Genomic DNA, 25434 nt, shown 5'->3' with positions numbered 1-25434 from the left:
ATTTTCTGCATCGCCGCCGATGTCCCTGGCAGCTTCAGATCCGTTTCCGTCGCAATGACGAGCTGCGCTGCCTTACTGACCATTACGTTAACCCTGCAGCCTGCAGCCACCAGACACTGCAGAAGACGCAGGCCATACTGGGCACCGGAAGCGCCAGTGAACGCCAGATTAACCGTTCGTGCTTCAGAACGACTGCGGGTCATGGTTTCTGTCATTGTAGTGGCTCCCCGAGCGTCGAATCAGCCATGAATACGCTCAAGTTCCGCTATGAGCTTTCCGTGGATACCGCCAAAACCGCCGTTGCTCATGATAACAATCTGGCAGGGGCTGGGCAGGTCGGTCAGTACGCGTTCAATGAGAGCTTCTACTGTCGACTCGACACTATGCTGTCCCGACGCAGGATTCTCCTTTTGCCATGCTGACACCAGCTCAGGCAACCAGTCCATGCTGTTGAGATTCGCCCAGTAAACCCTGTCGGCCAAAGCCGCACTGGGAAGCAAAGTATGCTGATGAACACCCTGTTTCATGGTATTGGAGCGAGGTTCAATAAGAGCTATCACCGGCTCATCACCTACCTGATTGCGCAGGCCTTCCAGGGTAGTTGCTATTGCTGTCGGATGATGGGCAAAGTCGTCATAAACCTTGATTCCACCAACATCTGCCAACAACTCCATACGGCGTTTCACACCGGAAAACCGGCACAGGGCAGCCACTGCATGATCTGGCGTAACACCCACATGCCTGGCAGCGGCGATAGCGGCCAGGGCATTGCGAACATTATGCGTACCCGTCTGGCCCCACTTCACTACAGCAACCGGCTGTTCATGGTGGATAACCATAAACCTGCTGCCATCTTCAGACAGCAACTCAGCGCGCCAGTCCGCCGACCCGGGTATCTCGCTGCCGATGGCCATATCCTGCACCGGGCTCCAGCACCCCATAGCCAGTGCCTTGTCCAGATGAGCGTCCAGGCTCGGGCGGATAATCAGTCCCTGGGAAGGAACCGTACGCACCAGGTGGTGGAACTGGCGTTCAATTGCTTCAACATTGTCGAAGATATCCGCGTGATCGAACTCAAGGTTGTTCAGGATAAGGGTGTGGGGGCGGTAGTGAACAAACTTGGAACGTTTGTCGAAGAAGGCACTGTCGTACTCGTCTGCCTCAATAACGAAAAAATCGCTGTCCCCAAGGCTTGCGGAAACCGGAAAATCTTTGGGCACACCGCCCACCAGGTATCCGGGTGCGAGGCCGGCCTGCTCCAGAATCCAGAGCAGCATCGCCGTGGTAGTGGTTTTACCGTGGGTGCCGGCAACCGCCATAACCCACCGATGTCGCAAGACTTCGCGGGCGAGCCACTCAGGGCCGGACATGTAATCAATATTGCGGTTGAGCACCGCCTCAACCTCGGGGTTACCCCGGGACATGGCGTTGCCAATCAGAACCAGATCGGGCTTTGGCTCAAGGTGATCCGGGCTGAAGCCCTCCATGAGGCTGATACCCTGCGCCTCTAACTGGGTACTCATGGGCGGATATACACCCTGATCGGAACCAGTCACGGTATGGCCGAGCTCCCTTGCAAGAACAGCCAGGCTGCCCATAAACGTGCCACAAATTCCCAGAATATGAATGTGCATTCGCCGACTGTCCTCTCCGTTGAAACCCGACAAGCCTCCCGTATCCGCCCGATCCCGTCAAGAGTGCAGCCATCTGCATTTCCTGCCATGAAAATCATCTGCATTTGGCGTATCATCTGCGCCATTATAGAAACTGCAGGAGGCTCCACCCCGAGATGGCCATCAAGAACGCATTCTACGCTCAGTCTGGCGGTGTTACCGCCGTTATTAATGCCAGTGCCTGCGGAGTCATTCAGACCGCCCGCAAGCACCCGGACAAGATCGGCAAAGTCTTTGCCGGGCGCAACGGTATTCTGGGTGCGCTGAACGAAGAGTTGATTGATACCAGTCTTGAAACTGATGATGCCATTCAGGCGCTTATCCACACCCCGGGCGGCGCTTTCGGTTCCTGTCGACACAAGCTGAAAAACTTCTCGGAAAACCGTCGGGAATATGAGCGGCTTATTGAAGTGTTCCGCGCCCATGATATCGGCTACTTTTTCTATAATGGCGGTGGTGACTCCCAGGATACAGCTTACAAGGTCTCCCAGATGGGCGAGAAAATGGGCTATCCCATTACCTGTATCGGTGTTCCCAAAACTGTCGACAACGACCTGCCGTTTACGGACTGCTGCCCGGGCTTTGGTTCCGTTGCCAAGTACATAGCCACGTCTACACTGGAAGCCAGCCTGGATATCAAATCCATGTGCGAAACGTCCACCAAGGTATTTATTCTGGAAGTAATGGGGCGCCACGCCGGCTGGATTGCAGCTGCCGGCGGCCTGGCTGGCCAGGAGGAAGGCGAGCCACCTCATATTATTCTGTTCCCTGAGATTCCGTTTAACCGTGACGCATTCCTGGCACGGGTTGATTTCTGCGTTAAGGAATACGGCTACTGCGTCGTTGTCGCTTCCGAGGGTGCCCAGTATGAAGACGGCCGTTTTCTGGCAGATGCCGGCGCCAAAGACGCTTTCGGTCACACCCAGCTTGGTGGCGTAGCACCAGCTCTGGCAAATATGGTCAAGCAGGCGTTAGGCCACAAATACCACTGGGCCGTCGCTGATTATCTCCAGCGCAGTGCTCGTCATATTGCGTCAGCAACGGATGTTGAGCAGGCCTATGCTGTAGGCAAAGCAGCGGTAGAAATGGCGCTGGCAGGTAAACAGGCCCTTATGCCGACCATCGTGCGAGAGCAGGCAAAACCTTACATCTGGAAGATTGGAGAGGCGCCGCTCAGCGAAGTTGCCAATCAGGAAAAGAAAATGCCAATCCATTACATCACTGATGATGGCTTTGGCATCACACGGGATTGCCGGGAGTATCTCGAGCCACTGATCGCGGGAGAGAGCTTCCCTCCATTCGATAATGGCTTGCCCCGGGTCGCGAAGCTTAAAAATACACTGACAGAGAAGAAGCTGAAAACCAGCTTTCAACTCTGACCGGCCCATTTAAACCCGGCTATCAAAAAGGCCCTGCAGTAATCCTGCAGGGCCTTTTTTTAACATTATTTTCCTGGCACGCCTTAACTTCAAAGCCTGGCTCAGTGCGCCTGATTCGCTTCCTGTTCGCGCACGTAAGCCGCAAACTGGTCAAAACCGCCAATGTACCGGTCACCCACAAGAATCTGTGGAACTGTATAAACGGGGTGTCCAATCTTGTCAGCAATATCGGCTTTGGTCATGTCATGCTCAATCATGTCGACCCAGGTATACGGCATATCACGGGACTCGCACAGGCTCTTTGCCCGCACACAAAAGCCACAACTTGAACGGCCGTAAATAGTCACCTGATCCATAAAAAACCTCCAGAACAATTTCCCCGAAATCTCTCCGGGCCTTTGCAAAAACCTGAGTTTATGATGACATGAATACAGGAAATTAAAAATTGATGCTTTGAATGACCGTCATAGTACCGGATGATACTTAGAACTTTTTTTGCCTGATGAATGGAGAGGTATGCTCTACATTGCTAGGAAAATTCTGTGGTCTACCTGACGCTGTTCCTGACCTCATTCGCAGCGGCCACATTGCTGCCGGCCTACTCGGAAATACTGACAGGAACGCTGGTAATACAAGGGTATTCCATATGGTGGCTATGGTTCTGGGCCACATTGGGCAACACTTTAGGATCGGTAGTTAATGGCGCCATTGGAAGACAGGTAGACCGCTTCAAACACAAGCGCTGGTTTCCTCTGAGTGAAGTGCAGTTACACAAAGCCAGAAACAGTTTTAACCGTTACGGACAGTGGTCCCTGCTTCTGGGCTGGCTTCCTTTAGGCGGAGATGCACTGACCCTGGTTGGGGGCATCATGCGAGTACCCTGGCTCAATTTTGTAATTCTTGTGGGTATTGGCAAAGGCCTGCGCTACGCCTTTGTGATCTGGCTGGTCGCCGAAGCATCCGGTGTATCCTCGCCACTACCGTAAAGGTATTTGCGCAACAAGGGCTCGCCATTGAACTCAGAGTGCAGCACAGCAATGAAGGTATACACGCCGATCAGCTTGCGGTTAAGAAACACAAACTCGCTCGGGGGCACACGGAAGTAGCGGTTTATGGCCGAGCGCGCCGCCTGCCGGGCAACTCTCGATGGCAGATCGCTCTGTTTCCAGCGGTATTGGCCTTTACTGTTAACGGCATAGTCCGGCCAGCTTTCGTGGTCACTGGATAAGGGCTCCAGAACCGACATACATACCCGGCCAAACTTTTCCAACACGTCACCGGGCCAGTCTGTACTCATGAAATGCAGTTTTACGCCGCCATCGATCACAGCATCAAGGTTGTCTTCGTATGAGGCCCGGATCATCTGGATGACAGGGTCAAGAAACTCCCTGGAGTAAGACTGCACAGCGCCAAAATCCAGCAGAACAATGCGATCACACTCCACCCCTTCCCCATCTTCTCCTGCGATGCGGATACGATAGTTTCCGAAGTTCGGGTCCGTCTGAATTTCGCCCCAGACGAATAACTCACGGAAGAAAAGCTCCAGAGCAGCCTTACCCAGATTGCTACGGCGTGCGAGCGACAGGTTCCGCACTGAATCAGAGTTAACTGAATGGCCGTGCTCGTATGTTGAGGCGATTACCTGTGCAGAGGAATACTCGGGCAATACCCGGGGGACAACAAAACGCGGGTCATCGGCAAGTATCTGGCGAAACTTCTCCGTGGTACGAGCCTCAAGGCGATAATCGACCTCTCTGTGCATCATCTGCCGGACTTCTTCCAGCCAGTCTTCAAACTCCGGCCCGAAATTCACCAGCCGCGCAACGCGGAGCATCTGAGCAACAGCATTCAGATCGCTATCGACTGCATCTGCGACACCGGGATACTGAACCTTGAGCACAAGTTCCAGGCCATCCCTGTGCCGACGAGCCCGGTGAACCTGCCCGAGAGAAGCGGCCCCGATCGGCTCCGGATCTATATCCAGCTCCGCAAGCTGATCTGCCCCAAGCTCCGTCTTGAGTACACGTTCTATTGCCGGCCACTCCAGCGAAGTCGTCTGGTCTTCCAGTGTGTGCAGTGCTTCGGTAACCTCTTCCGGCAGAAAATGCTCCCCATACAACGCCATCACCTGGCCGATTTTGACCACGCTACCCTTCAGTTTCCCGAGTTCATTTACCAGAAAACGTGCCTGGCTGGACAGCATGGTGCGGTGACGTTCATCCCGCTTCTCCTTGCTGCTGAACCAGTTGGTAGCCATATGCGAAGCCATACGTGTTCCGGCATAGAGCCCTGCGCGAGTGAGACTAAGCCGGCGTTCGAAGCTGCCTGTCTTGATGCGGGAGACTGATTTACCTGGGCGTCTGGATGACATGTATAACCTCTGCGATGTATGCCCGTATCAGAAGGGAACGCCGGCCTGACCTTACCAGCCCTTACGATAATCCACTGCCGGACCGCCGAGGCCGTTTACCAACTGAGCCGTCAGCCGCTTTTCAATATCATCAATGGAGACTGAAGCAACAAAGTCGCTGACCTGGCACATGGCCAACCCGGCATAACCGCAGGGGTTGATCCTCCTGAACGGCTCCATATCCATCCGGACATTCAACGCCAGGCCATGAAAGGAGCACCCACGGCGTACCCGCAGGCCCAGAGAGGCGATTTTTGCGTCACCAACATACACCCCCGGAGCATCTGCCCGTGGTTCAGCCACGATATCCAGGTCGGCCAGTGTGCGCACAATTGCCTGTTCGATAACATCAACCAGGGATCTCACCCCTATCTTTCGGCGAGACAGGTTGAGCATCAGATAAACCACAAGCTGGCCCGGACCGTGGTAGGTCACTTGTCCGCCCCGGTCTACGGGAATAACCGGGATGTCACCGGGGGCCAGAATATGCTCAGCCTTGCCCGCCTGCCCCTGCGTATACACCCGAGGGTGCTCAAGACACCAGAGTTCATCTTTGGTGTTATCGTCTCTGTCCGCCGTGAAGCTTTTCATGGCCTCCCAGGTTTCCAGATAAGGCTGCAGGCCCAATGATCTGACAATCAGCTCAGACATTGGTCCTATAACACCATATGTACGCGGCCACTGGCTTTAAGGTCTTTGAACAAAGCGGCCAATTGTGACTCACCTGTGGCAAGGATAGTCAGCTGAACTGAGCAGAACCGTCCTTTGCTACTGTCTTTTACGAAGATATCTGCCTCAGAGACTCCCGGAGCATGCTGTTCAACAACCCCTACAACAAACTCCGTAAAGTCCGGAGCGGAATCGCCGATCACCTTGATAGCATAGTCACAGGGAAACTCAATTTTCGGTGCTTTCGGCTCACTCATGCCGTTAAACTCCCGGGCTCAGTTCGCCCTTACTAAAATAGCTGAATAAAAAACAACTTGATGGAATCCCAGAGGCGCTTGAACAGGCCACCGTCAGGAACATCAGTCAATGCAAGTACGGGCTGATCTATCAGCACCTCACCGTTGAGCGATACCTTCACTCGTCCGAGCTCATCGCCGGCACTGACCGGTGCCTTGATCACCGAATCGAGATCCACACTGGATTCAAGGCTGTCACGGGACCCGCGGGGAATGGTGACATAAGCGTCCTCAAGAACTCCCACTGAAAGCTGATCCGACTGACCTCCCCACACCTTGGCCTTGATCAGTTCCTGGCCCGCACTAAACAGGCGATCGCTCTCATAGTAGCGGAAGCCGTAGTTCAGCATTTTCTGGATTTCCTGTGAACGCGCCTGCGAACTGCTGGTACCCATTACCGTCGCAATAAAGCGGGTGTTATTGCGTTTCGCAGAGGCGACAAGGCAATACCCTGCCTCTTCAGTGTGGCCGGTTTTCAGGCCATCAACACTGTCATCGCGCCACAACAGACTGTTGCGGTTAGGCTGACGGATGTTGTTGTAAGTGAAATGCTTCTGCGCATAGATCGGATAGTTGTCGGGGTAATCATTAATGATCGCACGGGCCAGAATAGCCAGGTCATAGGCGGTAGAAAAGTGATCGGAAGCCGGCAGGCCAGTAGCATTCTGGAAATGTGTGTCCTTCATACCCAATAACTGGGCCTGCTGATTCATAATATCAACGAAGGCCCCTTCACTACCGGCAATAAACTCAGCCAGCGCAACAGAAGCATCATTGCCCGACTGAATAATGACACCCTTGAGAAGATCCTCCACAGACACACTGGTGCCTTCTTTCACAAACGTGCGCGAGCCCTCTGTTTTCCACGCCTTTACACTGATGGGGACCATATCGGACATACTGATCCGACCCTCATCCAGTTCACGCTCAACGATATAGGCCGTCATCATTTTGGTCAGGCTGGCCGGCGGCAGCCGCTCATTACTGTTCTGCTCCATAATGATACGACCGCTTTTCGGATCCATCAGAACGTAGGAACTACCAGCAATCTGTGGCGGAGACGGAATCAGCACAGTCTGAGACATGGCTTTAGCTGATACTGAAAGCATCAACACAAAAGCGAGTGACGCAGAGATAAAAGAGAGCGAGCGGAAAACTGATTTTAGTGCCATGGGTCCATTCATTCGTCGTTAGTGTGTTTTAGGTATGATCTGACGCTCAGTGAGAATCGGTCAGTACAATTGACTGAGAAAATCCTCTGGCTTCCAGCAGGCTCTGGGTCTTTCTTGCACTGCCTTCGTCCTGAAAAGGGCCAACCTGTACCCGGTGAAAGCGCCCGGAGTCAGTGTCTACAGCTCGCACCCTGACGGGGTCACCAAGTACGCTCTCGGCGCGAACCTGCAGTTTTTCCGCAGGATCACGACTACTGAACGAGCCCAGCTGAACAAACAGCCCGCCGTCGCCCAGACTTTCATCTATCCCCACTGTACTTTCCTCTGCGGGAACAGTAGACCGAACGACCGACTGCCCCTCAGAAACAAAAGGCTGGCCTGCAATAAACATGCTGCCATCCGGCTTGACCGTAATTGCGGCCACTTCCACCTGCGCGGTTCCGTGTGACTGATAACCCAGCTTTTTGGCCGCAGCGTAGGACAAATCGATCAGGCGATCCCCATGAAACGGCCCCCGGTCATTAACCCGGACAATCACCGAACGACCGTTAGCCAGGTTAGTAACCCTGGCATAGCCCGGGATTCTCAGGGATTTGTGGGCCGCTGACATCTGATACATGTCGAAGGTTTCGCCATTGGATGTCTTATGCCCATGAAACTTTTCGCCATACCAGCTTGCGGTGCCGCGAGCGACATATCCGTCGTTGCTATCCATCACAGTATAACGCTTGCCCCACACCGTATAGGGCGATTTATTTCCAGCGTTGACCGGCGCCTGGTATACAGGTACGGCATCTGACAAACCAGAGGCATCAAAGTTTCCGGAAGGAGCTCTGTCCTGGGTGATTGTATAGCGTGATGAATGATCTGTGCTGGTTGGCGCAGACGTTGAAGCACATCCGGCCAGCGCCAGAACTGCGGATGTCACCAGCCATAAACATAAACGATTAAATATCACTGTCAGGAAACCCTCTGAAATACCTGCCGCCAGATAAGTAACAGGCCGTGGTACTCACCATTGTAACGGGTTCCCTGCATGTATAACCATTACCTGCCTGACATCAGGCCGTTATCATTCTTCGGTGGGTGTGTATGGACATCAGAATACCAAACGCTGCCATCAGTGTGACGGTTGAGGTGCCCCCGTAGGAAACCAGTGGCAGAGGTACCCCCACCACAGGGAGCAGGCCACTCACCATGCCAACATTTACAAATACATAGATGAAAAACGTCATTGTCAGAGCACCAGCAACCAGCCGGCTGAATGAGTCCTGAGCGGTAACAGAAATATAGAGGCAACGCAGAATAATCAGAAAGTACACGCTGAGCAGTATCAGCATTCCGATAAAACCAAATTCCTCTGCTAACACGGCGACAATAAAATCTGTGTGACTTTCCGGGAGAAATTCAAGATGTGACTGAGTACCCTGAAGCCACCCCTTTCCATCCAGGCCGCCAGAGCCGATAGCTGTTTTGGACTGAATGATATTCCAGCCAGCACCCAATGGATCACTCTGGGGATCCAGCAACGTAAGCACACGCTGCTTCTGGTAATCGCGCATTCCAAAAAACCACATCACAGGTGCGGCAACAGAAACCATCACAACAAACGCACTGATAAGCTTCCAGCTCATGCCGGCAAAAAACACCACAAATAACCCAGCCATACCCACGAGAAGCGATGTCCCGAGATCCGGCTGCTTCATGATCAGCACCATGGGCAACAACACAATTGCCAGACCCACACCGATACGAGACAGCTTTGGCGGCAAAAAGTGCTGCGACAGATACCAGGCTGCCATCATAGGCACTACCAGTTTCATCAATTCTGATGGCTGGAATCTGGGCAGCCCCGGCAGAGCCAGCCAACGCTGTGCACCTTTAGCTCCAACACCCACAAAAATCACAGCAACCAGCCCCATCAGGCCCAGACCATAGAGCCAGGGAGCCCAGCGCCGGAACACGGAGGGGTCAAGCTGGGCAAAAACCAGCATCACCGCAAAGGCAATCCCAAAACGTATACCCTGAGCTTTAACCACTGAAAAATTGCGATCTGCGCCGCTGTAAAGCACGAACAGCCCGCCTGAAACCAGGGCCAGAAGCAACAACAGCAATATCGGGTCCACATGCAGAACAGACCAAAACCCTCTGGGTCGCCCAAGAGGATTGCTGGCAGTTGAACCAAGTACTTCCCGCGTAGCCATCAACGCTCCCCGATTCCGGAATCTGTTTTGCTGATCAGTGCACCGTCGCTGGCCGCAGAAAACTCAAGCAGCCAGGCATCGAACAGTGCCCGGGCAACAGGTGCAGCGGTACTGCTGCCACCACCGCCATTCTCAACAATTACGGCAACAGCGATCTGGGGATTTTCTAACGGCGCAAAACCAACAAACAGGGCATGGTCACGCAACCGCTCCCGGATTTCTTCGGCCTCGTATTCTTCATCTTCGGCCAGACTGAACACCTGAGCGGTGCCCGTCTTCCCTGCCATCCGGTAAGATGCCCCCTTGGCAGCGGAACGCGCAGTTCCCTTGGCGCCATGCATAACTTCCGCCATAGCATCCGCGATAAAATCCCAATCAGTCGGGTCTTTGAGCTTCAGGGGTTCGTGGGTCTCACTTGGCAAGAACTCCTCGACCGACCTGTCCCCCTGAATATCCTTAAGCAGCCGCGGTTCAACCCATTCCCCGCGATTGGCAATCAAGGCTGTTGCAGTGGCAAGCTGCAACGGAGTTGCAAGCATAAAACCCTGGCCTATACCGAGGTTGACAGAGTCTCCGGGATACCAGGGTTCATTGCGCATTGCCCGCTTCCATTCCCGCGATGGCAGAAGACCGCTAAGAGCGCCGGATACATCCAGAGTTGCATCTTCGCCAAAACCAAAACGAGACAGATAGCTGTGCATGGTGTCCACGCCCATCTCCACAGCCGCTTCATAAAAATAAACATCACAGGACTGAGCCATTGCATAGGTCAGATCAACCCAGCCGTGCCCGCCTCGTTTCCAGTCTCTGTACCGACGGCCAGAAGAGTTGAACTGGAAGTACCCCGGATCCCAGATGGTGTGATCTCGCGTCACAGCGCCACTATCAAGAGCCGCAATGGCTAACATAGGTTTGAGCGTAGAGCCGGGAGGGTATTGCCCACGCAAGGCCCGGTTGAACAAAGGTTTATCCTTGCTGTCCCTCAGCTCGCCGTAATCCGCCACACTGATACCGGTAACAAACTTGTTTGCATCGAAACCCGGCACGCTGGCAAGTGCCAGTATCCCGCCGGTTGCGGGCTCAATGGCAACAATAGCCCCACGGCGACCGTCAAGAAGCTCGTGCGCGCGATTCTGTAGCCGCAGGTCGATATGAAGTTCCAGATCTTCACCCGGAACAGGGTTTTCCCGCTCCAGAACTCTTAAAGTACGGCCCCGCGCGTTGGTTTCCACATGCTGGTAACCAACCTTTCCGTGAAGCAACTCTTCATAAAAACGCTCGACGCCGGATTTACCAATATAGTTTGTACCCGCGTAGTTAACCGGGTCAATCCGCTGCAGTTCGTCACGATTAATACGGCCGACAAAGCCCAGTGCATGGGCTGTCAGCTCACTGTGTGGATAGTACCGAACCAGTTCCGCCTCCACTTCCACCCCTGGCAGTTCATGGCGATGTACCGCCAGGCGGGCAATCTCGTCTTCGGTCAGATCATAACGCAGGGGAATCTCCTGAAACGGCCGTCGGGGCTCGCGCAGACGGCGCTGAAACCGCTCCAGGTCCTCTTCAGAAATATCAAGAATCCTGACTAGCTGCTCCAGGGTTGCATCCATCCCGCCAACCCGCTCAGGCACGACCGTCACACTGAATACCGGGCGGTTTTCAGCTAAAAGCACGCCATTCCTGTCGTAAACGAGCCCACGCGGAGGCGGCACAGACTGAACCTGAACGCGGTTCTTATCGGAGAGGGTGGTGTAGATATCGTGTTCTACTATCTGGAGCTGGTACATACGTGCGACCAGCCCTGCCAGTAGCAGAAACACCATCATCAGCATTACAAAGGCTCTGCGCTGGAAAAGCCGGCGCTCGGCAGCTGTATCCTTGATTTCACCCCACGGCATAGATGCTTCCTAAGCCCGGTGGTACGGGTGGTTACGGGTAATCGACCAGGCTCTGTATAACTGCTCTGCCAGCAGGATACGTACCAGAGGATGAGGCAGTGTGAGAGGAGAAAGAGACCATTGCTGATCGGCACGCTGGCGACAAGGTTCTGCCAGGCCGTCCGGGCCACCTACGAGAAAACTTACATCCCGGCCGTCCTGCTGCCAGCTTTCAAGCTGGCTGGCCAGTTTCTCGGTAGACCAGGGTCGCCCGGTTACTTCCAGGGCAACGACCCGGTCCCTGCGCCCCGTAGCCGCAAGTATTGCCTCGCTCTCGCGCTGCATCAGCCTTGGGATGTCAGGGTTTTTGCCACGATGAGGCATGGCAATCTCGACCAACTCCAATGGCAGTTCCGGGGGCATACGACGTGCGTAATCTTCGTAGCCTTTAGTGACCCAGTCGGGCATTTTCTGCCCCACACAGATCAGGCGCAACCGCATGATTACTCGCTGCCTGCAGCATCGACATCTGGCGCATCGCGCCAAAAACGTTCCAGGTCATAAAACTCACGGGTGGCGGGTAGCATCACGTGAACAACGACGTCACCCATGTCCACCAGGATCCAGTCGCTGCCGCCGCCACCTTCCACACTGCCGATACGAACACCCTTCTCTTTGGCGTCAACGACAACGGAATCCGCAAGGGATTTCACGTGGCGGCTGGAGGTCCCGGATGCCAGAACCATGAAATCGGTAACGCTGGTGCGATCCCGAACATCAACAACACTGATGTCTTTTGCTTTTACGTCTTCAAGTGAGCTCACTATCAGATCTTTGAGTTGCTCTGCCTGCATAATCACCTTGTTGTCCGGGTGCCGGCCGGAATGGCCACCCGAAAAGTCATAATCAAGCGCGATTGTAACACTAAAACTTCTTCACGGGGCATGCTCCATATAGCCCCTTACACTGAATCTCCTCCCAGACCGCATCGGGCACGAGATAACGGGGCGACCGACCTGTACCAATACGCTCGCGAATACCCGTTGCCGAGATGTCCAGCCAGGGTGGATCCATCTCCAGAATACAGCCCGACGCCGAGCCTTCAAGATCGCCCGGGTGCCAGACTCTCCGCTCTGCCAGCAAGCGTGCCGGCTGGCCTGCCGGGTCCAGTTCTGAGCCGGGACGCCGCACCACAATAATATGGGCCAGATGGATAATCTGTTCCCACTCTTTCCAGCTGTCAAACCCGGCAAATGCATCCGTGCCTACCACCATAACCAGTGGCACATCGGATCCCAGCTCCTTGCGTAACTGGCGCAGCGTATCTGCGGTATAGGATGCACCCTCCCGGCGTAGCTCACGATCATCAATGCGCAGAAGAGGTTCGTCAGTTATCGCAACTTTCAGCAGATGCAAGCGCTGTGCAGCCGTTGCACCGGTATCACCCCTGTGGGGCGGAATATGGCATGGCACAAGACTGACCGGCACCTTGCCCAGCCGTTCACCAACCTCCAGAGCAAGACGCAGATGGCCGTGATGCACCGGGTCGAAGGTACCGCCATAGATTACATGCATCGCCATCAGGCCCGGATGTGCCCATCGCCAAACACAACGTACTTTTGCGAGGTCAGACCCTCCAGACCAACAGGGCCCCGGGCGTGTATCTTGTCTGTTGAGATACCAATCTCGGCACCCAGGCCATACTCGAAACCATCGGCAAAACGAGTTGATGCGTTAACCATCACAGAGCTTGAATCAACTTCTGTGATAAATCTCCGGGCCCGGGTGTAATTCTCCGTGATGATGCTGTCGGTATGCTGGGAGCTGTACCGGTTAATGTGCGCGATAGCACCGTCCAACCCGTCCACTACGCGAACGGCCAGTATCGGAGCCAGATACTCCTCTTCCCAGTCAGCTTCCGTAGCAGCCTTTATATCTGCCAGTATCTCCCGGGTCTGTTCACACCCTCGTAATTCAACACCTTTGTCAATAAATGCAGGCCCCAATAGTGGCAACATATCCGCTGCAACTTCCTTGTCTACCAACAGGGTTTCCATGGTGTTACAGGTGCCGTAGCGATGGGTTTTGGCATTAACGGCTACCCGCAAGGCCTTTTCCGGATCCGCATGGCTATCAACGTAAACGTGACATACACCATCAAGGTGCTTGATTACTGGCACACGAGCATCCCGGCTGATTCGCTCAATCAGCCCCTTTCCGCCTCTGGGCACAATCACATCCACGTATTCCGGCATAGTAATGAGCTCGCCAACAGCAGCCCTGTCGGTTGTTTTGACAACCTGCACTGCCGATTCAGGCAGCCCTGCCTCAGCGAGGCCTCGTGCCAGGCACGCTGCAATGGCCTGATTGGAATGAATGGATTCGGAGCCCCCGCGCAAGATACTGGCATTACCTGATTTCAGACAAAGGCTTGCAGCCTCAACAGTCACATTGGGCCGCGACTCATAAATAATGCCGATGACACCTAAAGGCACCCGCATTTTACCGACCTGAATGCCCGAAGGGCGATATGTCATATCGCTAATTGCGCCAATGGGGTCGGGCAAGGAGGCAACCTGGCGAAGCCCTTCAATCATGGCATCTACACGGGCAGGCGTGAGTTCAAGCCGGTCAAGCATGGCAGCATCCAGGCCATTTTCCTTCCCGCTCGCGAGGTCGCGGGCATTTGCTTCGGCCATTTCAGTGCGCGCGGCATCCAGAGCATCGGCTGTGGCCAGAAGCGCACGATTCCGTACCTCGGTCGTTGAACGGGCAACAAGTGTTGCCGCCGCCCGGGCCTGCTGCCCCACTTCGGTCATATAAGCTGCAATATCCATCCCTTTCCCTTATGTGTTTGCTTCCAGAATTCAGGAATTAAGCGCCTAACTTTACCTTTCCCGTTTCAAGTACGCACCCCAAACGGATATTATACCGCTACGGTACAACGGGAACCCTGAAAAAGGACGAATACCATGGCCCAGACGGCCGAAAAGTTTTTGCTGAACCGGTTATCACACGCCAGCCTTGCGTTTTTCGTGGTAGTCGCCGTTCTGTGCGCCATATTTGGAGAACCACTAACTGCGGCATGTGCCGCTGCGGCGGCCGGTATCATTATCAGCGGGCGCAGTTTTCAGCCTGGACGCCAGATCAGTCCATGGCCAGCAATTCAAAAACTGTTTTTTGCAGCATTGATGGTACTCCTGACAACAAGCTTCTGGACAGGTCCGTGGGCACTCAGCCACTGGCTCTATGGCCTTGCACTGGTAGCCTTTGCTCTGGTTCCCCGTGGAATCGCAGCCCTGATAACCCTGGTCATGGTCATCCTTGCAATGATCGCAGCTCACTGGGCCGAAGGGATTGCTGACCGCCACCAGATGATCAGCGCGCTTCTGCTGACCGTTATGCTTTCTGCCGTGCTGATTTTCCTGCGGGACTATAAAACCCGCCAACTGGCTCCCCTGAGACGTACAGACGAACTCACTCAGGCTGCCAGCCGCGAATATCTTTCTGCAGATCTACATAAAGAAATCCAGCGCAGCGAGCGCGAGGGCACAGACATGTCCATCATCATGGTCGGCCTCGACGCCCATGCCAGTGACAACGACCCGGACGAGGACATACGTTCAATTCTTCCACGAATCGGCCGCTTCCTGCACTCTCAGATACGGGATTTTGATACTTATTACCGTGCAGCAGATCTGCAGTTCCTGGTCATTTTGCCGGGCATAGCCACCCAGGAGGCCATCACCCAGGCAGAAACAATCCGAAAAGGACTCTGCTCCCTGCTGGAAACCCACGGTATGAACCTTACAGTCAGCACCGGTGTAGCCGGATTAAACATCGGAGATGATGCAAACAGCTTGCATCAGAGTGCGGCTAACGCGCTTAGGCGCGCACAGCAACAGGGCGGCAACCGTACTCAGGCCTACAGCACCCGGACACCGATCAGCCGGGCCCAGCCAAATGCGGAGGGATCTGCAACATGACAGAAACGCGGCTGAGAACCTGGACCCACAGCATTGGCTACGGACTTGCCACCCTGTTCATTTCCACTTTGGCACTGCAAAACTTTCGCTATGGTTTTTATGAGCTTTTCTACCTGGCCGCCGGCATGGCTACCCTGACACTTGCGGGTGTTGCCTATACGCTACTGAGTCGACGGCACCAACTCTCTGCCCCCGGCCACCTGATTATTCTCACTGGCCTGAACAGCGGACTTCTGGCGGCCATGCTGACAATGAACAGTACAGGCATCACCCACTGGGCCATGCCGCTTTTGGTCCTCAACCTGCTGATACTACCCCTCCGCCAGGCACTCATGCTGTCCCTGCTCCTGCTTGGTCCCATGGCAGTCCTGCTTTTTGTGAAGCAGCCTCCCGCAGATGCCCTCACGGCAGTCAGCGGCCTGCTCATAACCCTGACAGTCGCTGCACTTTATATATGGCATTACGACCATATGGCCCAGTCTGCAGAAGACCTTGCCATTACCGATCCGGTTACAGGCGCCCACAACGCCCGCTTTCTCGACGAGACATTGCAAAAAGAAATCAGCCGGGCAATTGCCACTGGCCATAGTCTCTCGGTGATCAACCTGACCATAGACTATGCCGACGAGGCGACGGACCTCCACGGAAAACCCGGTATGCAGGGATTATTTTACAATATGACCCAACACCTGTTCGGAGTAATCCGTGCGGGCGACACTCTGTACACCCTGAACGACTCGGAGTTCTTCCTGATCCTGCCTTTCACTTCGGAGGAAGGCGCACGGGTGATTGCCGAGCGCATAAGGCGCACCGTCTCCGAAAACCATTGGCCAGTGATCGGCAAGGCCACCGTAAGCCTGGGCTGCACAACGCGCGGTAGCGGTGATACCCGCACCGACACACTCCGGAAACGTGCACATCAGGCGATGCTTGAAGCCCGCCGGCGCGGTGCTGACTCGGCCTGGTTCTGCCCGGGAGAGACGCTCAGTACATGAACAACGCCTGGTTTCCGGATCTGGCCGCGTGGCTGAGCGCCAACCCGGGATGGTTATCATTTGCTCTTTTCAGTACTGCTTTTGTCGAATCGCTCGCGGTTGCGGGTATCATCGTTCCTGGCGTTGCACTACTGTTTGCCATTGCCGCACTGGCTGCGCAGACAGGCATGCCTCTGATGCCGGTACTGGCATGGGCCGGGCTCGGAGCAATTGCGGGAGATACCGTGAGCTTTGCCATTGGCAGACTTTTTCAGGGCCGACTGACCAGTGTGTGGCCACTGAGCCGTTACCCGGAGCTGATTACCAAAGGCGAGCACTTCTTCCACAGCCACGGAGGCAAAAGTGTCATTATCGGACGCTTCGTAGGACCGATCCGGCCGGTGATCCCGTTGATAGCAGGTGCCCTTCTGATGTCCTGGCGCCGCTTTCTTACGTTCAACATAGGGTCGGCCATTGGCTGGGCACCAGTTTACATCCTGCCTGGTTTTCTTGTGGGAAGCGCCCTCGCTAGTGAGGTACAGCCACCACCTCACTTCTACCTGGTTACCGGCGTTAGTCTCGCGACTCTGGCGGCGATCTATATCATTCTATTTCGTTTCCAGCTTGGCCTCGCTGAAAATGGCCGGATTTATCTGTGGCTGCAGCGGCAAATGGCACAATATGACGCAACCCACCGCTTCTGGCGGCTTTACACCAATAAGCGCCCGGCACATGAAGGTGAGTTCCCACTAGCCTCGCTGATGCTGGCCTTCGGCTCCGTTGCCCTGTTTATTTTCTGGAGTCAGCTCACAGTCACGACAGAAATAATCAAACCTTTCGATCAACTGACGCTGCAATGGTTCAGTGATTTACGGCGGCCATTGTTTGATGCGCCTGCGATCGCGGCCACACTCATGGGCGACCCACCGGTTCTGATCGCGGCGGCAGTACTGGCATGCCTTGCATTGGCTTTTCGAGGCCACTATGCGGCGGCCGTGCATATCCTTCTGGCCACAGCCATAACCATTGCGCTGGTCTGGGGACTGAAATCTGTGATCGGCACAGTGCGCCCGGATCAGGTTGCAACCCCACCATCATCCGGCTCCTTTCCCAGCGGCCATACCACAGGCATTACAGTACTTGTTACGCTGCTCGCCAGCTTCGTCGCTGCAGAAACCAGCAAGCGCAAGCGCTGGCAAACGTACATACTGCTCTCGTTACCACTGATCCCTGTATCCTTGAGCAGGCTTTATCTGGGCGTGCACTGGTTCAGCGATATCCTGGGGGGGTTACTGCTTGGACTGGCAATCACGGGGGCGACAAGAGCCAGTTTCAGCAGGTTTGACAGAGTGCCTATCGCGCCGGATGTAGTGAGTGTTCTGGCGGCACTGGTCTGGCTGATCTACCTTGCAAGCTATATCTGCTTCATGTGGTCAGACGCCATCCAGAAGTATGCTCCGGTTCTGTAAAAGACATCAGCCCTCGTCGAGAGCCTCAAGCAATCCCTGCAAACGCTCCAGGCGCGCAAGGGGATCCCGCATTTCCACAAGGTTCTGCTTTTCCTGCTTATCCAGAGGCAAGAGCTCGGTCAACCGCCAGCTGACATCCCGGGCATCCTCATAATCGACTCGCATACCTAACTCAGCAATAACCGGATGCTGAAAAAGCGCACGCAAAACAGAAGGCAACTCATGAAAGGCAACAGGGATAGCTTCGGAAGCTTCTTCCGGCACGAACTCCACTTCTCCAAGGTTTAACCCATCACCCTGCCGCCAGCTCTGCGCAATAGCAACTTTAGACTCGCCTTCTACGGTAATCCCCAGCAACCCGTTGTCCAATTGCTGGAAATCAATAATGCGGACATAGGTGCCGATTTTATAAAAAGACACCAGATCTCCCGTTTCCTCACCGTCACGCAGCAAAGCTATGACAAACCCCTGATCATTCTTCAGACAGCTGGTCAGCATATCGATATAGCGCGGTTCAAACAGCTGCAATGGAATTCTTCCGCCAGGCAGCACAATGGAGTTAAGGGGGAAAATCGGAGTTTTCATCGGATGGACAGCAACTGCTGGACCTCTTCTACCCGCGCCCGCGCCTCAGTCAGAAGCTCAAGACTACGAGATGCATTCAGCTCAAGTTCGCCAAGCCTGCGGTAGGCTGGCACCTGGTCAAACGGAGGCAGGCCTTCACTCTGATTCGAACCAATCATGGCGTGGAGCTGAGCAACAATCACTACATCCACCAGCTGTGGCTCTGCTTCCCGGCTTTCATAAGTCCAGTCTTCTGCGTACCTTACAGCGTCAACGAACGCTGTCGGGAAAGACCAGCTTTCCAGAACAGCGGTCCCGACATCAGCCCGAAGCTCACTGATGGCATTCTGGAGATTGGCGTCGTCAGCAAACAGATTTACATGGTGTTCTGCCTGTACGAGCACCGGAACCACACCTATGTCGTGAAGCAGGCCTGCCAGCAGTGCTTCTTCCGGGTTGAGGCGGGTGGCATGGTCTGCCAGTACCCAGCACAGAGCAGCCACTTCACGGGAGTGTCGCCATAACCTTTCCATCTCTTTCTGCAGCGATGGCTGGCGGCTCTTGAATACCTCCCGCATGGAAAACACTGTCACGAGCTGCCGTGTTGTTCTCATACCGAGACGAATGACCGATTCACGGACATTGCGCACATCGCTGAACCCCCGGTAAAGAGGGCTATTACAGGCGCGAACCAGTTTGGCAGCTATAGCAGGATCCGCTGACACGGCTGTGGCCACCTGATCCGCTGTAGAATCTTCTTTGTCCACCATGCGCCGTACTTTCCAGGCAACATCGGGGACGCTGGGCAGCTGGAGCTGATTGGAACGAAGCTCAGCGTAAAACTCCATCAAAAGGTGGTGTTCCTCACTTTCTTCGCTGTCACTGCTCTCACCTGAAGCCATCTCAACCTGGGCGACTGGAGCTGCCCGCAACAGCTGGTTGAGAACATCCTGCTCAATAACCAGAAACTCGCACGAAGTTACAGCGGTAACGTCGTACATTCTCGGTTGTAGCCTGGCTATTGGATTCAGGGCCTTTTCCGTTTCAGCTTCAACAACATTTTTACGGCCATCCACGGATTCCAGCTCTACCTTCCCGGTTACCAGAAAATAGTCCAGGCCATCCCGTACACCCCGCTCCAGTACTCGCTGGCCGGGCCCATGGGTTCTGCGCTCTGCACGACTTGCCAGCACAACCAACTGATCATCAGTCAGACGGTTAAGCGGCTGAAATTCTTTAAGACGACGTAGCGGCAGGCTTTCCTGGCTCGCCATAAACAATCTCCTTGGTAGGATCAAAGCAGGGCATTGAATTGTGGAATCTGTAACCTATTGTAACCATCATGCAGGAAAACAACCATGTGTAGGGGGCTAATCTGGTATCCTTTATCCCCTGAACAGCACTCATCAAGTATTTATACAGAGAGATCAGAGCATCATGCCTCAGTATCGTTCGCGGACTTCCACCGCAGGTCGTAACATGGCCGGCGCGCGCGCCCTCTGGCGCGCAACCGGCATGAAAGATAATGATTTCGGCAAACCGATTATTGCCGTTGCCAACTCCTTCACCCAGTTTGTGCCCGGACACGTCCACCTTAAGGATCTGGGGCAGCTCGTGTGCCGCGAAATCGAGGCCTCCGGTGGTGTCGCCAAAGAATTCAACACCATCGCAGTAGATGATGGCATCGCCATGGGCCATGACGGCATGCTCTATTCTCTGCCATCCCGCGAAATAATCGCTGACTCTGTTGAGTATATGGTGAATGCCCATTGCGCCGATGCGCTGGTGTGTATTTCCAACTGCGACAAAATAACACCGGGCATGCTGATGGCCGCCATGCGCCTGAACATTCCAACCATTTTCGTATCCGGCGGGCCCATGGAGGCTGGCAAGACGAAGCTGTCAGAGCACAAGCTCGATCTGGTCGACGCAATGGTTATTGCCGCAGACCCCAGCGCCGACGATGAAATGGTTGCAGAATATGAACGCAGCGCCTGCCCTACCTGCGGCTCCTGCTCCGGCATGTTTACTGCAAATTCCATGAACTGCCTGACCGAAGCTATCGGCCTGGCTCTGCCCGGTAACGGCTCCATGCTGGCTACCCATGCAGACCGGGAGCAGCTATTCCTGAAGGCCGGCCGTCAGATTGTGGAGAATGCGAAACGCTATTACGAACAGGATGATGACAGCGTTCTGCCGCGCACCATTGCCTCCATGGGCGCATTCGAGAACGCCATGATTATGGACATCGCCATGGGCGGATCCACCAACACCATTCTGCACCTGTTGGCTGCTGCACAGGAAGGCGGGGTTCCATTCACCCTGAATGAAATTGATCAGCTTTCCCGACGGGTGCCTCAGCTGTGCAAAGTGGCTCCAAACTCCCCCAAATACCATATGGAAGACGTGCATCGCGCCGGCGGTATCATGGGCATTATCGGAGAGCTTGAGCGTGGAGGCCTGATCAATACCGACCTCCCCACGGTTCACAGCAAAACCATGAAGGAAGCTCTGGAAACCTGGGATATCATGCGCACCCCACCACCAGAAGTTATCGAGTTTTATAAAGCGGGGCCCGCAGGAATTCCCACCCAGACAGCCTTTAGCCAGAATACCCGCTGGCCAACTCTCGATGGTGACCGTGAGGCGGGCTGTATCCGGTCCGTTGAGCACGCATACAGCTCCGAGGGCGGACTGGCGGTTCTGTACGGGAACATCGCCGTGGATGGCTGTGTTGTAAAAACCGCAGGTGTAGACGAAAGCATCTACGTATTTGAAGGTGTGGCCCGGGTTTTTGAGAGCCAGGACTCCGCCGTTGCGGGCATACTGGCTGATGAAGTCAAACCCGGCGAAGTGGTCATTATCCGCTACGAAGGCCCCAAAGGTGGCCCTGGTATGCAGGAAATGCTCTACCCGACCAGCTATCTCAAATCCAAAGGGTTGGGCAAAGAATGCGCCCTGCTTACCGACGGACGCTTCTCCGGCGGCACCTCAGGACTTTCCATCGGTCATGCATCCCCGGAAGCAGCCTCCGGCGGAGCCATAGGGCTGATTGAAAACGGCGACCGGATCATCATCGATATTCCTCAGAGGTCCATCAATGTTCAGCTGGACCAGCAGGAACTGGATCGTCGCCGCGAAGCGCGGGATGCCAAGGGCTGGAAGCCCGAGCTACCCAGAGAGCGTGCGGTATCTGCCGCATTGAAAGCCTACGCCCTGCTGGCAACCAGCGCCGACAAAGGGGCTGTAAGGGATCTGGAAAAACTCGGTTAAGCCGGGCTTTTGCATAAAAAAACCGCGCAGGTTGCCTGCGCGGTTTTTTTAAATATCCCGGTCAGAACAACGACCAGTCACAATCCTCAGCAGCTTTACTCGGCATTATTACTCTGCTCTTGTGCCTCTTCGCTGAACTCTCTGATAAAGATTCCCCAGAACGCCATAAACAACGCCGCAACCAGCGGGCCCATTACAAAACCATTTATACCAAACATGGCAATACCGCCCAAGGTGGAAAGCAGCACAATGTAATCCGGTAACTTGGTATCCCTCCCAACCAGAATCGGACGCAGGAGATTATCAGCAAGCCCTATCACGACTACGCCAAATATAGTGAGTACCACAGCCGGGACAATATCGCCCACGGCAGCCAGATAGATCGCCGCAGGCACCCACACCAACGCTGCACCTACAGCTGGCAGCAATGAAAACATGGCCATCACCACGCCCCACAGCAGCGCCCCGCCAATCCCGAGAATCCAGAAAATAATGCCGCCCAAAGCCCCCTGAATGATCGCAATCAGAAGGTTACCTTTAACTGTTGCGCGGGTTACTTCCGCAAATTTTGCAAACAGCAGGCGCTCACGCTCATCACCCAGAGGCAATGCACGGATCATCAGATCAATCAGTTTGCTGCCATCCCGTAACAGGAAGAATGCCAGATACACCATAAGAGCCAGCCCAAGGAAAAACTGGAAGGTATTCTGGCCAAACCCCAGAGCCTGTTTGGCAAGGAACTGACTACCACCTACAAACAGATTGACGGCCCGATCACGGATTTCGCTAAAGCTGATATCAAACTGAGCCAGCAATGACTGAATTGCCGGAAAGGACTTGTTCACCTGATCAATATACTCACCGGGGTTTATCTGTCCGTCCTGAATCTTCTGATATAGCCCCAGCCCCTCAGCCACAAGAGACGTCACCAGAACCAACACTGGAATCACCACGATCAGCATACAGACAGCTAATGTAATCAAAGCATTCACGTTTGGCCGTTCACCAATCCGGCTTACCAGAAATACCTGGAAGGGGGAAAAAATCAACGCGATAGCAATTGCCCAGAAGATGGGGCCAAAAAAAGGCTTCATAAGAAACACGAAAGCCAGAGATACTCCGACCAACATGGCTAGAAAAGTTCGTGTCTCAAGTTTTTCGTACATAATTCCATTTATCCCAGTAAAGTTCAGACGCGCGTTAGCCTAACATGACCGCGTGGCCACTGGCGTGTGCTTCAGGTTATAGTGAACGGCTGTTGATCGGCAATTAAACAGGTCATGCGTTGGAACTGGAAACCTTTACCATAGAAACGGCTCTGGAAGCCGCGGCAGAATTGCGGCGGGTTTTGGCAGCCAGAACTCATCGCCGCAAAGTTCTGGGGCAGGAAGTTCTTGTACCGGGCCAGTTGGGCGAGGCACTGCAACTGCCACGAATTATAAACCGCCTCCAGAGCAAACAGCAGCGTTTCCGCGACCAGGGGCTGGACGACTTTCAGGAGCTCTGGCCAACCCTTTCGGCATCCACACGTGAAAAAGTCCTCAATGCGATCGGCTGGTACGACCCCAAGAATCTGGACTGGGATGACAAACGCTCCAACCGACGCCCAAAAATCGATCCTGACTAAATCTGATTCAAAGCCGCAACGCTCTGTTACGCAACTCAAACACATAAAATCCCCAACTGATTTATTCTTTTGCCTTGAAGAGTGTTGTAGCGGTTCCGGAAACTGGAAACCCTGGCAATCACGCAACCAATCAGTCAGGACAGTCGATGGCATGCGTATTCTGAGAACCGATGAGGACCGCTTTACGGGTCTCTTGGATTATCCCTTCAGCCCGCATTATCGGGAGGTCGAGCCTGGCCTGCGAATGCACTATGTTGACGAAGGCCCGGCAGGTGCATCACCCGTGCTTATGCTCCATGGAGAACCTTCCTGGTCTTATATTTACCGCCATATGATTCCTCTGGTAGTTGATGCCGGGCACAGGGTGTTGGCGCCAGATCTTGTGGGTTTTGGTAAATCTGACAAGCCTGCATCCGTTGATGATTACAGCTACAGCCGCCACATGACATGGCTTAAATACTGGCTTGAGACCCTGGATCTCAGGAACATAACCCTGGTGTGCCAGAACTGGGGTTCACTTCTGGGTTTGCGACTTGCAGCAGAACTGCCAAACCGGTTCCAGCGCATCATTGTTGCCAATGGCATGCTGCCAACCGGAGATACCAGAGCGCCTGCAATGTTCACGGTATGGAAGGCTTTTGCGACGCACAGCCCCTGGTTTCCGGTTAGCCGGATTGTGCAGCTCGGAACCGAGCGGACACTGAACAAGCATGAGCTGGCTGCCTACGAGGCGCCCTTCCCGTCTGCAGAGTACAAGGCAGGAGCACGTGCCTTCCCCAAGCTTGTACCCGTCTCACCAGATGATCCGGCGAGTAACGCCAACAAGGCCGCATGGAAAGTTCTGGACACCTGGAGGAAGCCTTTCATTACCTGCTTCAGCAGTGGCGATCCTATAACCCGTGGCGTAGACCGCGACATGCAGCGGCGTATCCCGGGGGCACTCGGACAGCCCCACATCACACTGCGGGGCGGGCACTTCCTGCAGGAAGACTCTCCTGAGGCTTTTGCCCGGATTATAATTGATGCACTAAGATCAGAAATGGCAGCCTGAGTCAGTTAACCGAATACAGTTACAGTCTGGCGGCTGATGGCCAGTAGCTCGCCTCGGGGCGTCCAGACCTCGGCGTCGAAATGACAATAGCCATTCCCGGCCTGATCAATTTTTGCCTTATATAACAACCAGTCACCAGGTTCGACGGGTGGTCTCGGGTGAATGATATCCAATGTCCACGACAACGAACTGGCTGGCACTCGGGACTTGAGGTGCTGAAGAACCGGCGCAGGCCATGCATCAATCAGCGCCACAATGTGGGCATCAGTCATAACCTCAGGAACTTCCCGGAACCGCATCCAGCCGCCCATTTCACGCCCACTTCCACCGGTGAACGGCATGCTGCCGTATGCCAGGCGCATTTCGATGTACCTGATAAACCCGGGGGTCACCCCTTCGATGAAGGGCAGGCTCTGGCACTGGTCCACAGGCTTTGCCTCCGGAGCAGGCGTTCCGTCAATGCACACAGCTGACTCCCGGTCACCCGCAAAACCTGCAAGACACACGAGCCGGGGCTCTCCATTCTGGACAATTCGGCCCTCCACCTGACTCACCGACCTACCTTCGCGCAGAATCTCCGCATCGAAAACCGCGGAAGCACCAGGCTCTACCGGCCCCACAAAAGACACAAGCATGGAGCGCACAGGCCGGTTTTCAGCAACCACCCGCTCCATCCGGTCAAAGAGCAGAGCGGTTACCAGCCCACCAAACGTTGCGCGCCCCTGAGACCAGGTTGCAGGCATTTCCAGCTCTTTACCGGTGCGGCCAAGGGCAATAAGTTCATCAAAGGTCATAGCGAATTCCTGTTAG

General features: G+C 54.6%; 26 protein-coding genes. 8 read left to right on the top strand and 18 right to left on the bottom strand.

Going from position 1 to position 25434, the window contains the following annotated elements:
* Together DS878_RS08410 and mpl are read right to left on the bottom strand one after the other, a co-directional pair.
* The coding region (locus tag DS878_RS08410) for a flavoprotein (RefSeq protein ID WP_315971919.1) at positions 1–215 on the bottom strand (215 nt) is incomplete at its 3' end.
* A 24-nt stretch (positions 216–239) separates the two neighbouring features.
* Complete coding sequence (gene mpl / locus DS878_RS08405) at positions 240–1634, bottom strand: UDP-N-acetylmuramate:L-alanyl-gamma-D-glutamyl-meso-diaminopimelate ligase (protein WP_113815539.1); 1395 nt, start codon at positions 1632–1634, stop codon at positions 240–242.
* A gap of 155 nt (positions 1635–1789) precedes the next feature.
* Between mpl and DS878_RS08400 the strand changes: the two genes are divergently transcribed.
* Positions 1790–3052 (top strand): 6-phosphofructokinase, encoded by a 1263-nt coding sequence (locus tag DS878_RS08400; protein ID WP_113815538.1) that lies wholly within the window; start codon positions 1790–1792, stop codon positions 3050–3052.
* A 101-nt stretch (positions 3053–3153) separates the two neighbouring features.
* Here the strand turns inward: DS878_RS08400 and DS878_RS08395 are convergent, their stop codons facing one another.
* Entirely contained in the window at positions 3154–3408 is a 255-nt protein-coding gene (locus tag DS878_RS08395; RefSeq protein WP_113815537.1) for a GrxA family glutaredoxin, read from the bottom strand.
* Positions 3409–3594: 186 nt separating this feature from the next.
* On the opposite strand from DS878_RS08395, the gene DS878_RS08390 reads away from it, so the two are divergent.
* A complete protein-coding gene (locus DS878_RS08390) occupies positions 3595–4038 on the top strand; it encodes a YqaA family protein (RefSeq protein WP_113815536.1) in 444 nt (147 codons plus the stop codon).
* Here DS878_RS08390 and DS878_RS08385 read toward each other — a convergent pair.
* The 11 genes from DS878_RS08385 to DS878_RS08335 all read right to left on the bottom strand — a co-directional run bounded on the left by DS878_RS08385 (position 3978) and on the right by DS878_RS08335 (position 14517).
* Positions 3978–5423 (bottom strand): ABC1 kinase family protein, encoded by a 1446-nt coding sequence (locus DS878_RS08385; RefSeq protein WP_113815535.1) that lies wholly within the window; start codon positions 5421–5423, stop codon positions 3978–3980. The genes DS878_RS08390 and DS878_RS08385 overlap by 61 nt on opposite strands.
* A 51-nt stretch (positions 5424–5474) precedes the next feature.
* A complete protein-coding gene (gene lipB / locus DS878_RS08380) occupies positions 5475–6113 on the bottom strand; it encodes a lipoyl(octanoyl) transferase LipB (RefSeq protein ID WP_113815534.1) in 639 nt (212 codons plus the stop codon).
* A 5-nt stretch (positions 6114–6118) separates the two neighbouring features.
* Entirely contained in the window at positions 6119–6388 is a 270-nt protein-coding gene (locus DS878_RS08375; RefSeq protein ID WP_113815533.1) for a YbeD family protein, read from the bottom strand.
* 32 nt (positions 6389–6420) lie between these two features.
* Complete coding sequence (locus tag DS878_RS08370) at positions 6421–7599, bottom strand: D-alanyl-D-alanine carboxypeptidase family protein (RefSeq protein WP_113815532.1); 1179 nt, start codon at positions 7597–7599, stop codon at positions 6421–6423.
* A gap of 46 nt (positions 7600–7645) precedes the next feature.
* On the bottom strand, positions 7646–8530 hold the full coding sequence (locus DS878_RS08365) for a septal ring lytic transglycosylase RlpA family protein (protein WP_410003468.1): 885 nt from the start codon (positions 8528–8530) through the stop codon (positions 7646–7648).
* Positions 8531–8660: 130 nt separating this feature from the next.
* Positions 8661–9803 carry a rod shape-determining protein RodA gene (gene rodA / locus DS878_RS08360; RefSeq protein ID WP_113815530.1) on the bottom strand — a complete coding sequence of 381 codons (1143 nt, stop codon included), beginning with the start codon at positions 9801–9803 and terminating at the stop codon, positions 8661–8663.
* The gene (gene mrdA / locus DS878_RS08355; protein WP_113815529.1) at positions 9803–11701 is read right to left on the bottom strand and encodes a penicillin-binding protein 2; all 1899 of its coding nucleotides are present in this window, start codon (positions 11699–11701) and stop codon (positions 9803–9805) included. Before mrdA ends, rodA begins: the two co-directional genes overlap by 1 nt.
* 9 nt (positions 11702–11710) lie before the next feature.
* On the bottom strand, positions 11711–12181 hold the full coding sequence (gene rlmH / locus DS878_RS08350) for a 23S rRNA (pseudouridine(1915)-N(3))-methyltransferase RlmH (RefSeq protein WP_113815528.1): 471 nt from the start codon (positions 12179–12181) through the stop codon (positions 11711–11713).
* Positions 12182–12183: 2 nt separating this feature from the next.
* Positions 12184–12534: a ribosome silencing factor gene (rsfS, locus tag DS878_RS08345; protein WP_113815543.1), complete on the bottom strand. Its 351-nt coding sequence runs from the start codon at positions 12532–12534 to the stop codon at positions 12184–12186.
* Positions 12535–12604: 70 nt separating this feature from the next.
* The gene (gene nadD / locus DS878_RS08340; RefSeq protein WP_113815542.1) at positions 12605–13255 is read right to left on the bottom strand and encodes a nicotinate-nucleotide adenylyltransferase; all 651 of its coding nucleotides are present in this window, start codon (positions 13253–13255) and stop codon (positions 12605–12607) included.
* Between the two features lie 5 nt (positions 13256–13260).
* Positions 13261–14517 carry a glutamate-5-semialdehyde dehydrogenase gene (locus tag DS878_RS08335; protein WP_113815527.1) on the bottom strand — a complete coding sequence of 419 codons (1257 nt, stop codon included), beginning with the start codon at positions 14515–14517 and terminating at the stop codon, positions 13261–13263.
* 135 nt (positions 14518–14652) lie between these two features.
* On the opposite strand from DS878_RS08335, the gene DS878_RS08330 reads away from it, so the two are divergent.
* From DS878_RS08330 to DS878_RS08320, 3 genes are read left to right on the top strand one after another with little or no spacing between them, the layout of a single operon-like run.
* Positions 14653–15666: a GGDEF domain-containing protein gene (locus tag DS878_RS08330; protein ID WP_113815526.1), complete on the top strand. Its 1014-nt coding sequence runs from the start codon at positions 14653–14655 to the stop codon at positions 15664–15666.
* Positions 15663–16661: a GGDEF domain-containing protein gene (locus DS878_RS08325; RefSeq protein WP_113815525.1), complete on the top strand. Its 999-nt coding sequence runs from the start codon at positions 15663–15665 to the stop codon at positions 16659–16661. Before DS878_RS08330 ends, DS878_RS08325 begins: the two co-directional genes overlap by 4 nt.
* The gene (locus tag DS878_RS08320; RefSeq protein WP_113815524.1) at positions 16658–18109 is read left to right on the top strand and encodes a bifunctional DedA family/phosphatase PAP2 family protein; all 1452 of its coding nucleotides are present in this window, start codon (positions 16658–16660) and stop codon (positions 18107–18109) included. Before DS878_RS08325 ends, DS878_RS08320 begins: the two co-directional genes overlap by 4 nt.
* A gap of 6 nt (positions 18110–18115) precedes the next feature.
* On the opposite strand, the gene DS878_RS08315 is transcribed toward DS878_RS08320, so the two are convergent.
* Together DS878_RS08315 and DS878_RS08310 are read right to left on the bottom strand one after the other, a co-directional pair.
* Complete coding sequence (locus DS878_RS08315; RefSeq protein ID WP_113815523.1) at positions 18116–18694, bottom strand: LON peptidase substrate-binding domain-containing protein; 579 nt, start codon at positions 18692–18694, stop codon at positions 18116–18118.
* The gene (locus DS878_RS08310; protein WP_113815522.1) at positions 18691–19947 is read right to left on the bottom strand and encodes an HDOD domain-containing protein; all 1257 of its coding nucleotides are present in this window, start codon (positions 19945–19947) and stop codon (positions 18691–18693) included. The genes DS878_RS08315 and DS878_RS08310 overlap by 4 nt, the downstream gene beginning before the upstream one ends.
* Positions 19948–20110: 163 nt before the next feature.
* Between DS878_RS08310 and ilvD the strand changes: the two genes are divergently transcribed.
* Positions 20111–21946: a dihydroxy-acid dehydratase gene (ilvD, locus tag DS878_RS08305; RefSeq protein ID WP_113815521.1), complete on the top strand. Its 1836-nt coding sequence runs from the start codon at positions 20111–20113 to the stop codon at positions 21944–21946.
* 95 nt (positions 21947–22041) lie between these two features.
* Here ilvD and DS878_RS08300 read toward each other — a convergent pair whose 3' ends face one another.
* Positions 22042–23112 carry an AI-2E family transporter gene (locus DS878_RS08300; RefSeq protein WP_113815520.1) on the bottom strand — a complete coding sequence of 357 codons (1071 nt, stop codon included), beginning with the start codon at positions 23110–23112 and terminating at the stop codon, positions 22042–22044.
* Between the two features lie 119 nt (positions 23113–23231).
* On the opposite strand from DS878_RS08300, the gene DS878_RS08295 reads away from it, so the two are divergent.
* Together DS878_RS08295 and DS878_RS08290 are read left to right on the top strand one after the other, a co-directional pair.
* Positions 23232–23573: a hypothetical protein gene (locus DS878_RS08295; protein ID WP_113815519.1), complete on the top strand. Its 342-nt coding sequence runs from the start codon at positions 23232–23234 to the stop codon at positions 23571–23573.
* 151 nt (positions 23574–23724) lie between these two features.
* A complete protein-coding gene (locus DS878_RS08290; RefSeq protein WP_113815518.1) occupies positions 23725–24624 on the top strand; it encodes a haloalkane dehalogenase in 900 nt (299 codons plus the stop codon).
* Positions 24625–24629: 5 nt separating this feature from the next.
* Here DS878_RS08290 and DS878_RS08285 read toward each other — a convergent pair whose 3' ends face one another.
* A complete protein-coding gene (locus tag DS878_RS08285) occupies positions 24630–25418 on the bottom strand; it encodes an acyl-CoA thioesterase (RefSeq protein WP_113815517.1) in 789 nt (262 codons plus the stop codon).
* Positions 25419–25434 lie beyond the last annotated feature (16 nt).

The organism is Marinobacter sp. F3R11, from assembly GCF_003318275.1.
Taxonomy (GTDB): domain Bacteria; phylum Pseudomonadota; class Gammaproteobacteria; order Pseudomonadales; family Oleiphilaceae; genus Marinobacter.
Note: the sequence above shows the minus strand (reverse complement) of the source record. Positions and strands in the feature narration are given on the sequence as shown.

Excerpts from the sequence above, each read along its gene's own strand:
- DS878_RS08315 (WP_113815523.1), bottom strand. The coding sequence starts at position 18,694 with ATGAAAACTCCGATTTTCCCCCTTAACTCCATTGTGCTGCCTGGCGGA.
- rlmH (WP_113815528.1), bottom strand. The coding sequence starts at position 12,181 with ATGCGGTTGCGCCTGATCTGTGTGGGGCAGAAAATGCCCGACTGGGTC.
- DS878_RS08300 (WP_113815520.1), bottom strand. The coding sequence starts at position 23,112 with ATGTACGAAAAACTTGAGACACGAACTTTTCTAGCCATGTTGGTCGGA.
- DS878_RS08320 (WP_113815524.1), top strand. The coding sequence starts at position 16,658 with ATGAACAACGCCTGGTTTCCGGATCTGGCCGCGTGGCTGAGCGCCAAC.
- DS878_RS08310 (WP_113815522.1), bottom strand. The coding sequence starts at position 19,947 with ATGGCGAGCCAGGAAAGCCTGCCGCTACGTCGTCTTAAAGAATTTCAG.
- DS878_RS08395 (WP_113815537.1), bottom strand. The coding sequence starts at position 3,408 with ATGGATCAGGTGACTATTTACGGCCGTTCAAGTTGTGGCTTTTGTGTG.
- DS878_RS08330 (WP_113815526.1), top strand. The coding sequence starts at position 14,653 with ATGGCCCAGACGGCCGAAAAGTTTTTGCTGAACCGGTTATCACACGCC.
- rodA (WP_113815530.1), bottom strand. The coding sequence starts at position 9,803 with ATGGCTACGCGGGAAGTACTTGGTTCAACTGCCAGCAATCCTCTTGGG.
- DS878_RS08325 (WP_113815525.1), top strand. The coding sequence starts at position 15,663 with ATGACAGAAACGCGGCTGAGAACCTGGACCCACAGCATTGGCTACGGA.
- nadD (WP_113815542.1), bottom strand. The coding sequence starts at position 13,255 with ATGCATGTAATCTATGGCGGTACCTTCGACCCGGTGCATCACGGCCAT.
- lipB (WP_113815534.1), bottom strand. The coding sequence starts at position 6,113 with ATGTCTGAGCTGATTGTCAGATCATTGGGCCTGCAGCCTTATCTGGAA.
- mrdA (WP_113815529.1), bottom strand. The coding sequence starts at position 11,701 with ATGCCGTGGGGTGAAATCAAGGATACAGCTGCCGAGCGCCGGCTTTTC.
- DS878_RS08370 (WP_113815532.1), bottom strand. The coding sequence starts at position 7,599 with ATGGCACTAAAATCAGTTTTCCGCTCGCTCTCTTTTATCTCTGCGTCA.
- DS878_RS08400 (WP_113815538.1), top strand. The coding sequence starts at position 1,790 with ATGGCCATCAAGAACGCATTCTACGCTCAGTCTGGCGGTGTTACCGCC.
- ilvD (WP_113815521.1), top strand. The coding sequence starts at position 20,111 with ATGCCTCAGTATCGTTCGCGGACTTCCACCGCAGGTCGTAACATGGCC.
- DS878_RS08375 (WP_113815533.1), bottom strand. The coding sequence starts at position 6,388 with ATGAGTGAGCCGAAAGCACCGAAAATTGAGTTTCCCTGTGACTATGCT.
- rsfS (WP_113815543.1), bottom strand. The coding sequence starts at position 12,534 with ATGCAGGCAGAGCAACTCAAAGATCTGATAGTGAGCTCACTTGAAGAC.
- DS878_RS08335 (WP_113815527.1), bottom strand. The coding sequence starts at position 14,517 with ATGGATATTGCAGCTTATATGACCGAAGTGGGGCAGCAGGCCCGGGCG.
- mpl (WP_113815539.1), bottom strand. The coding sequence starts at position 1,634 with ATGCACATTCATATTCTGGGAATTTGTGGCACGTTTATGGGCAGCCTG.
- DS878_RS08385 (WP_113815535.1), bottom strand. The coding sequence starts at position 5,423 with ATGTCATCCAGACGCCCAGGTAAATCAGTCTCCCGCATCAAGACAGGC.
- DS878_RS08290 (WP_113815518.1), top strand. The coding sequence starts at position 23,725 with ATGCGTATTCTGAGAACCGATGAGGACCGCTTTACGGGTCTCTTGGAT.
- DS878_RS08285 (WP_113815517.1), bottom strand. The coding sequence starts at position 25,418 with ATGACCTTTGATGAACTTATTGCCCTTGGCCGCACCGGTAAAGAGCTG.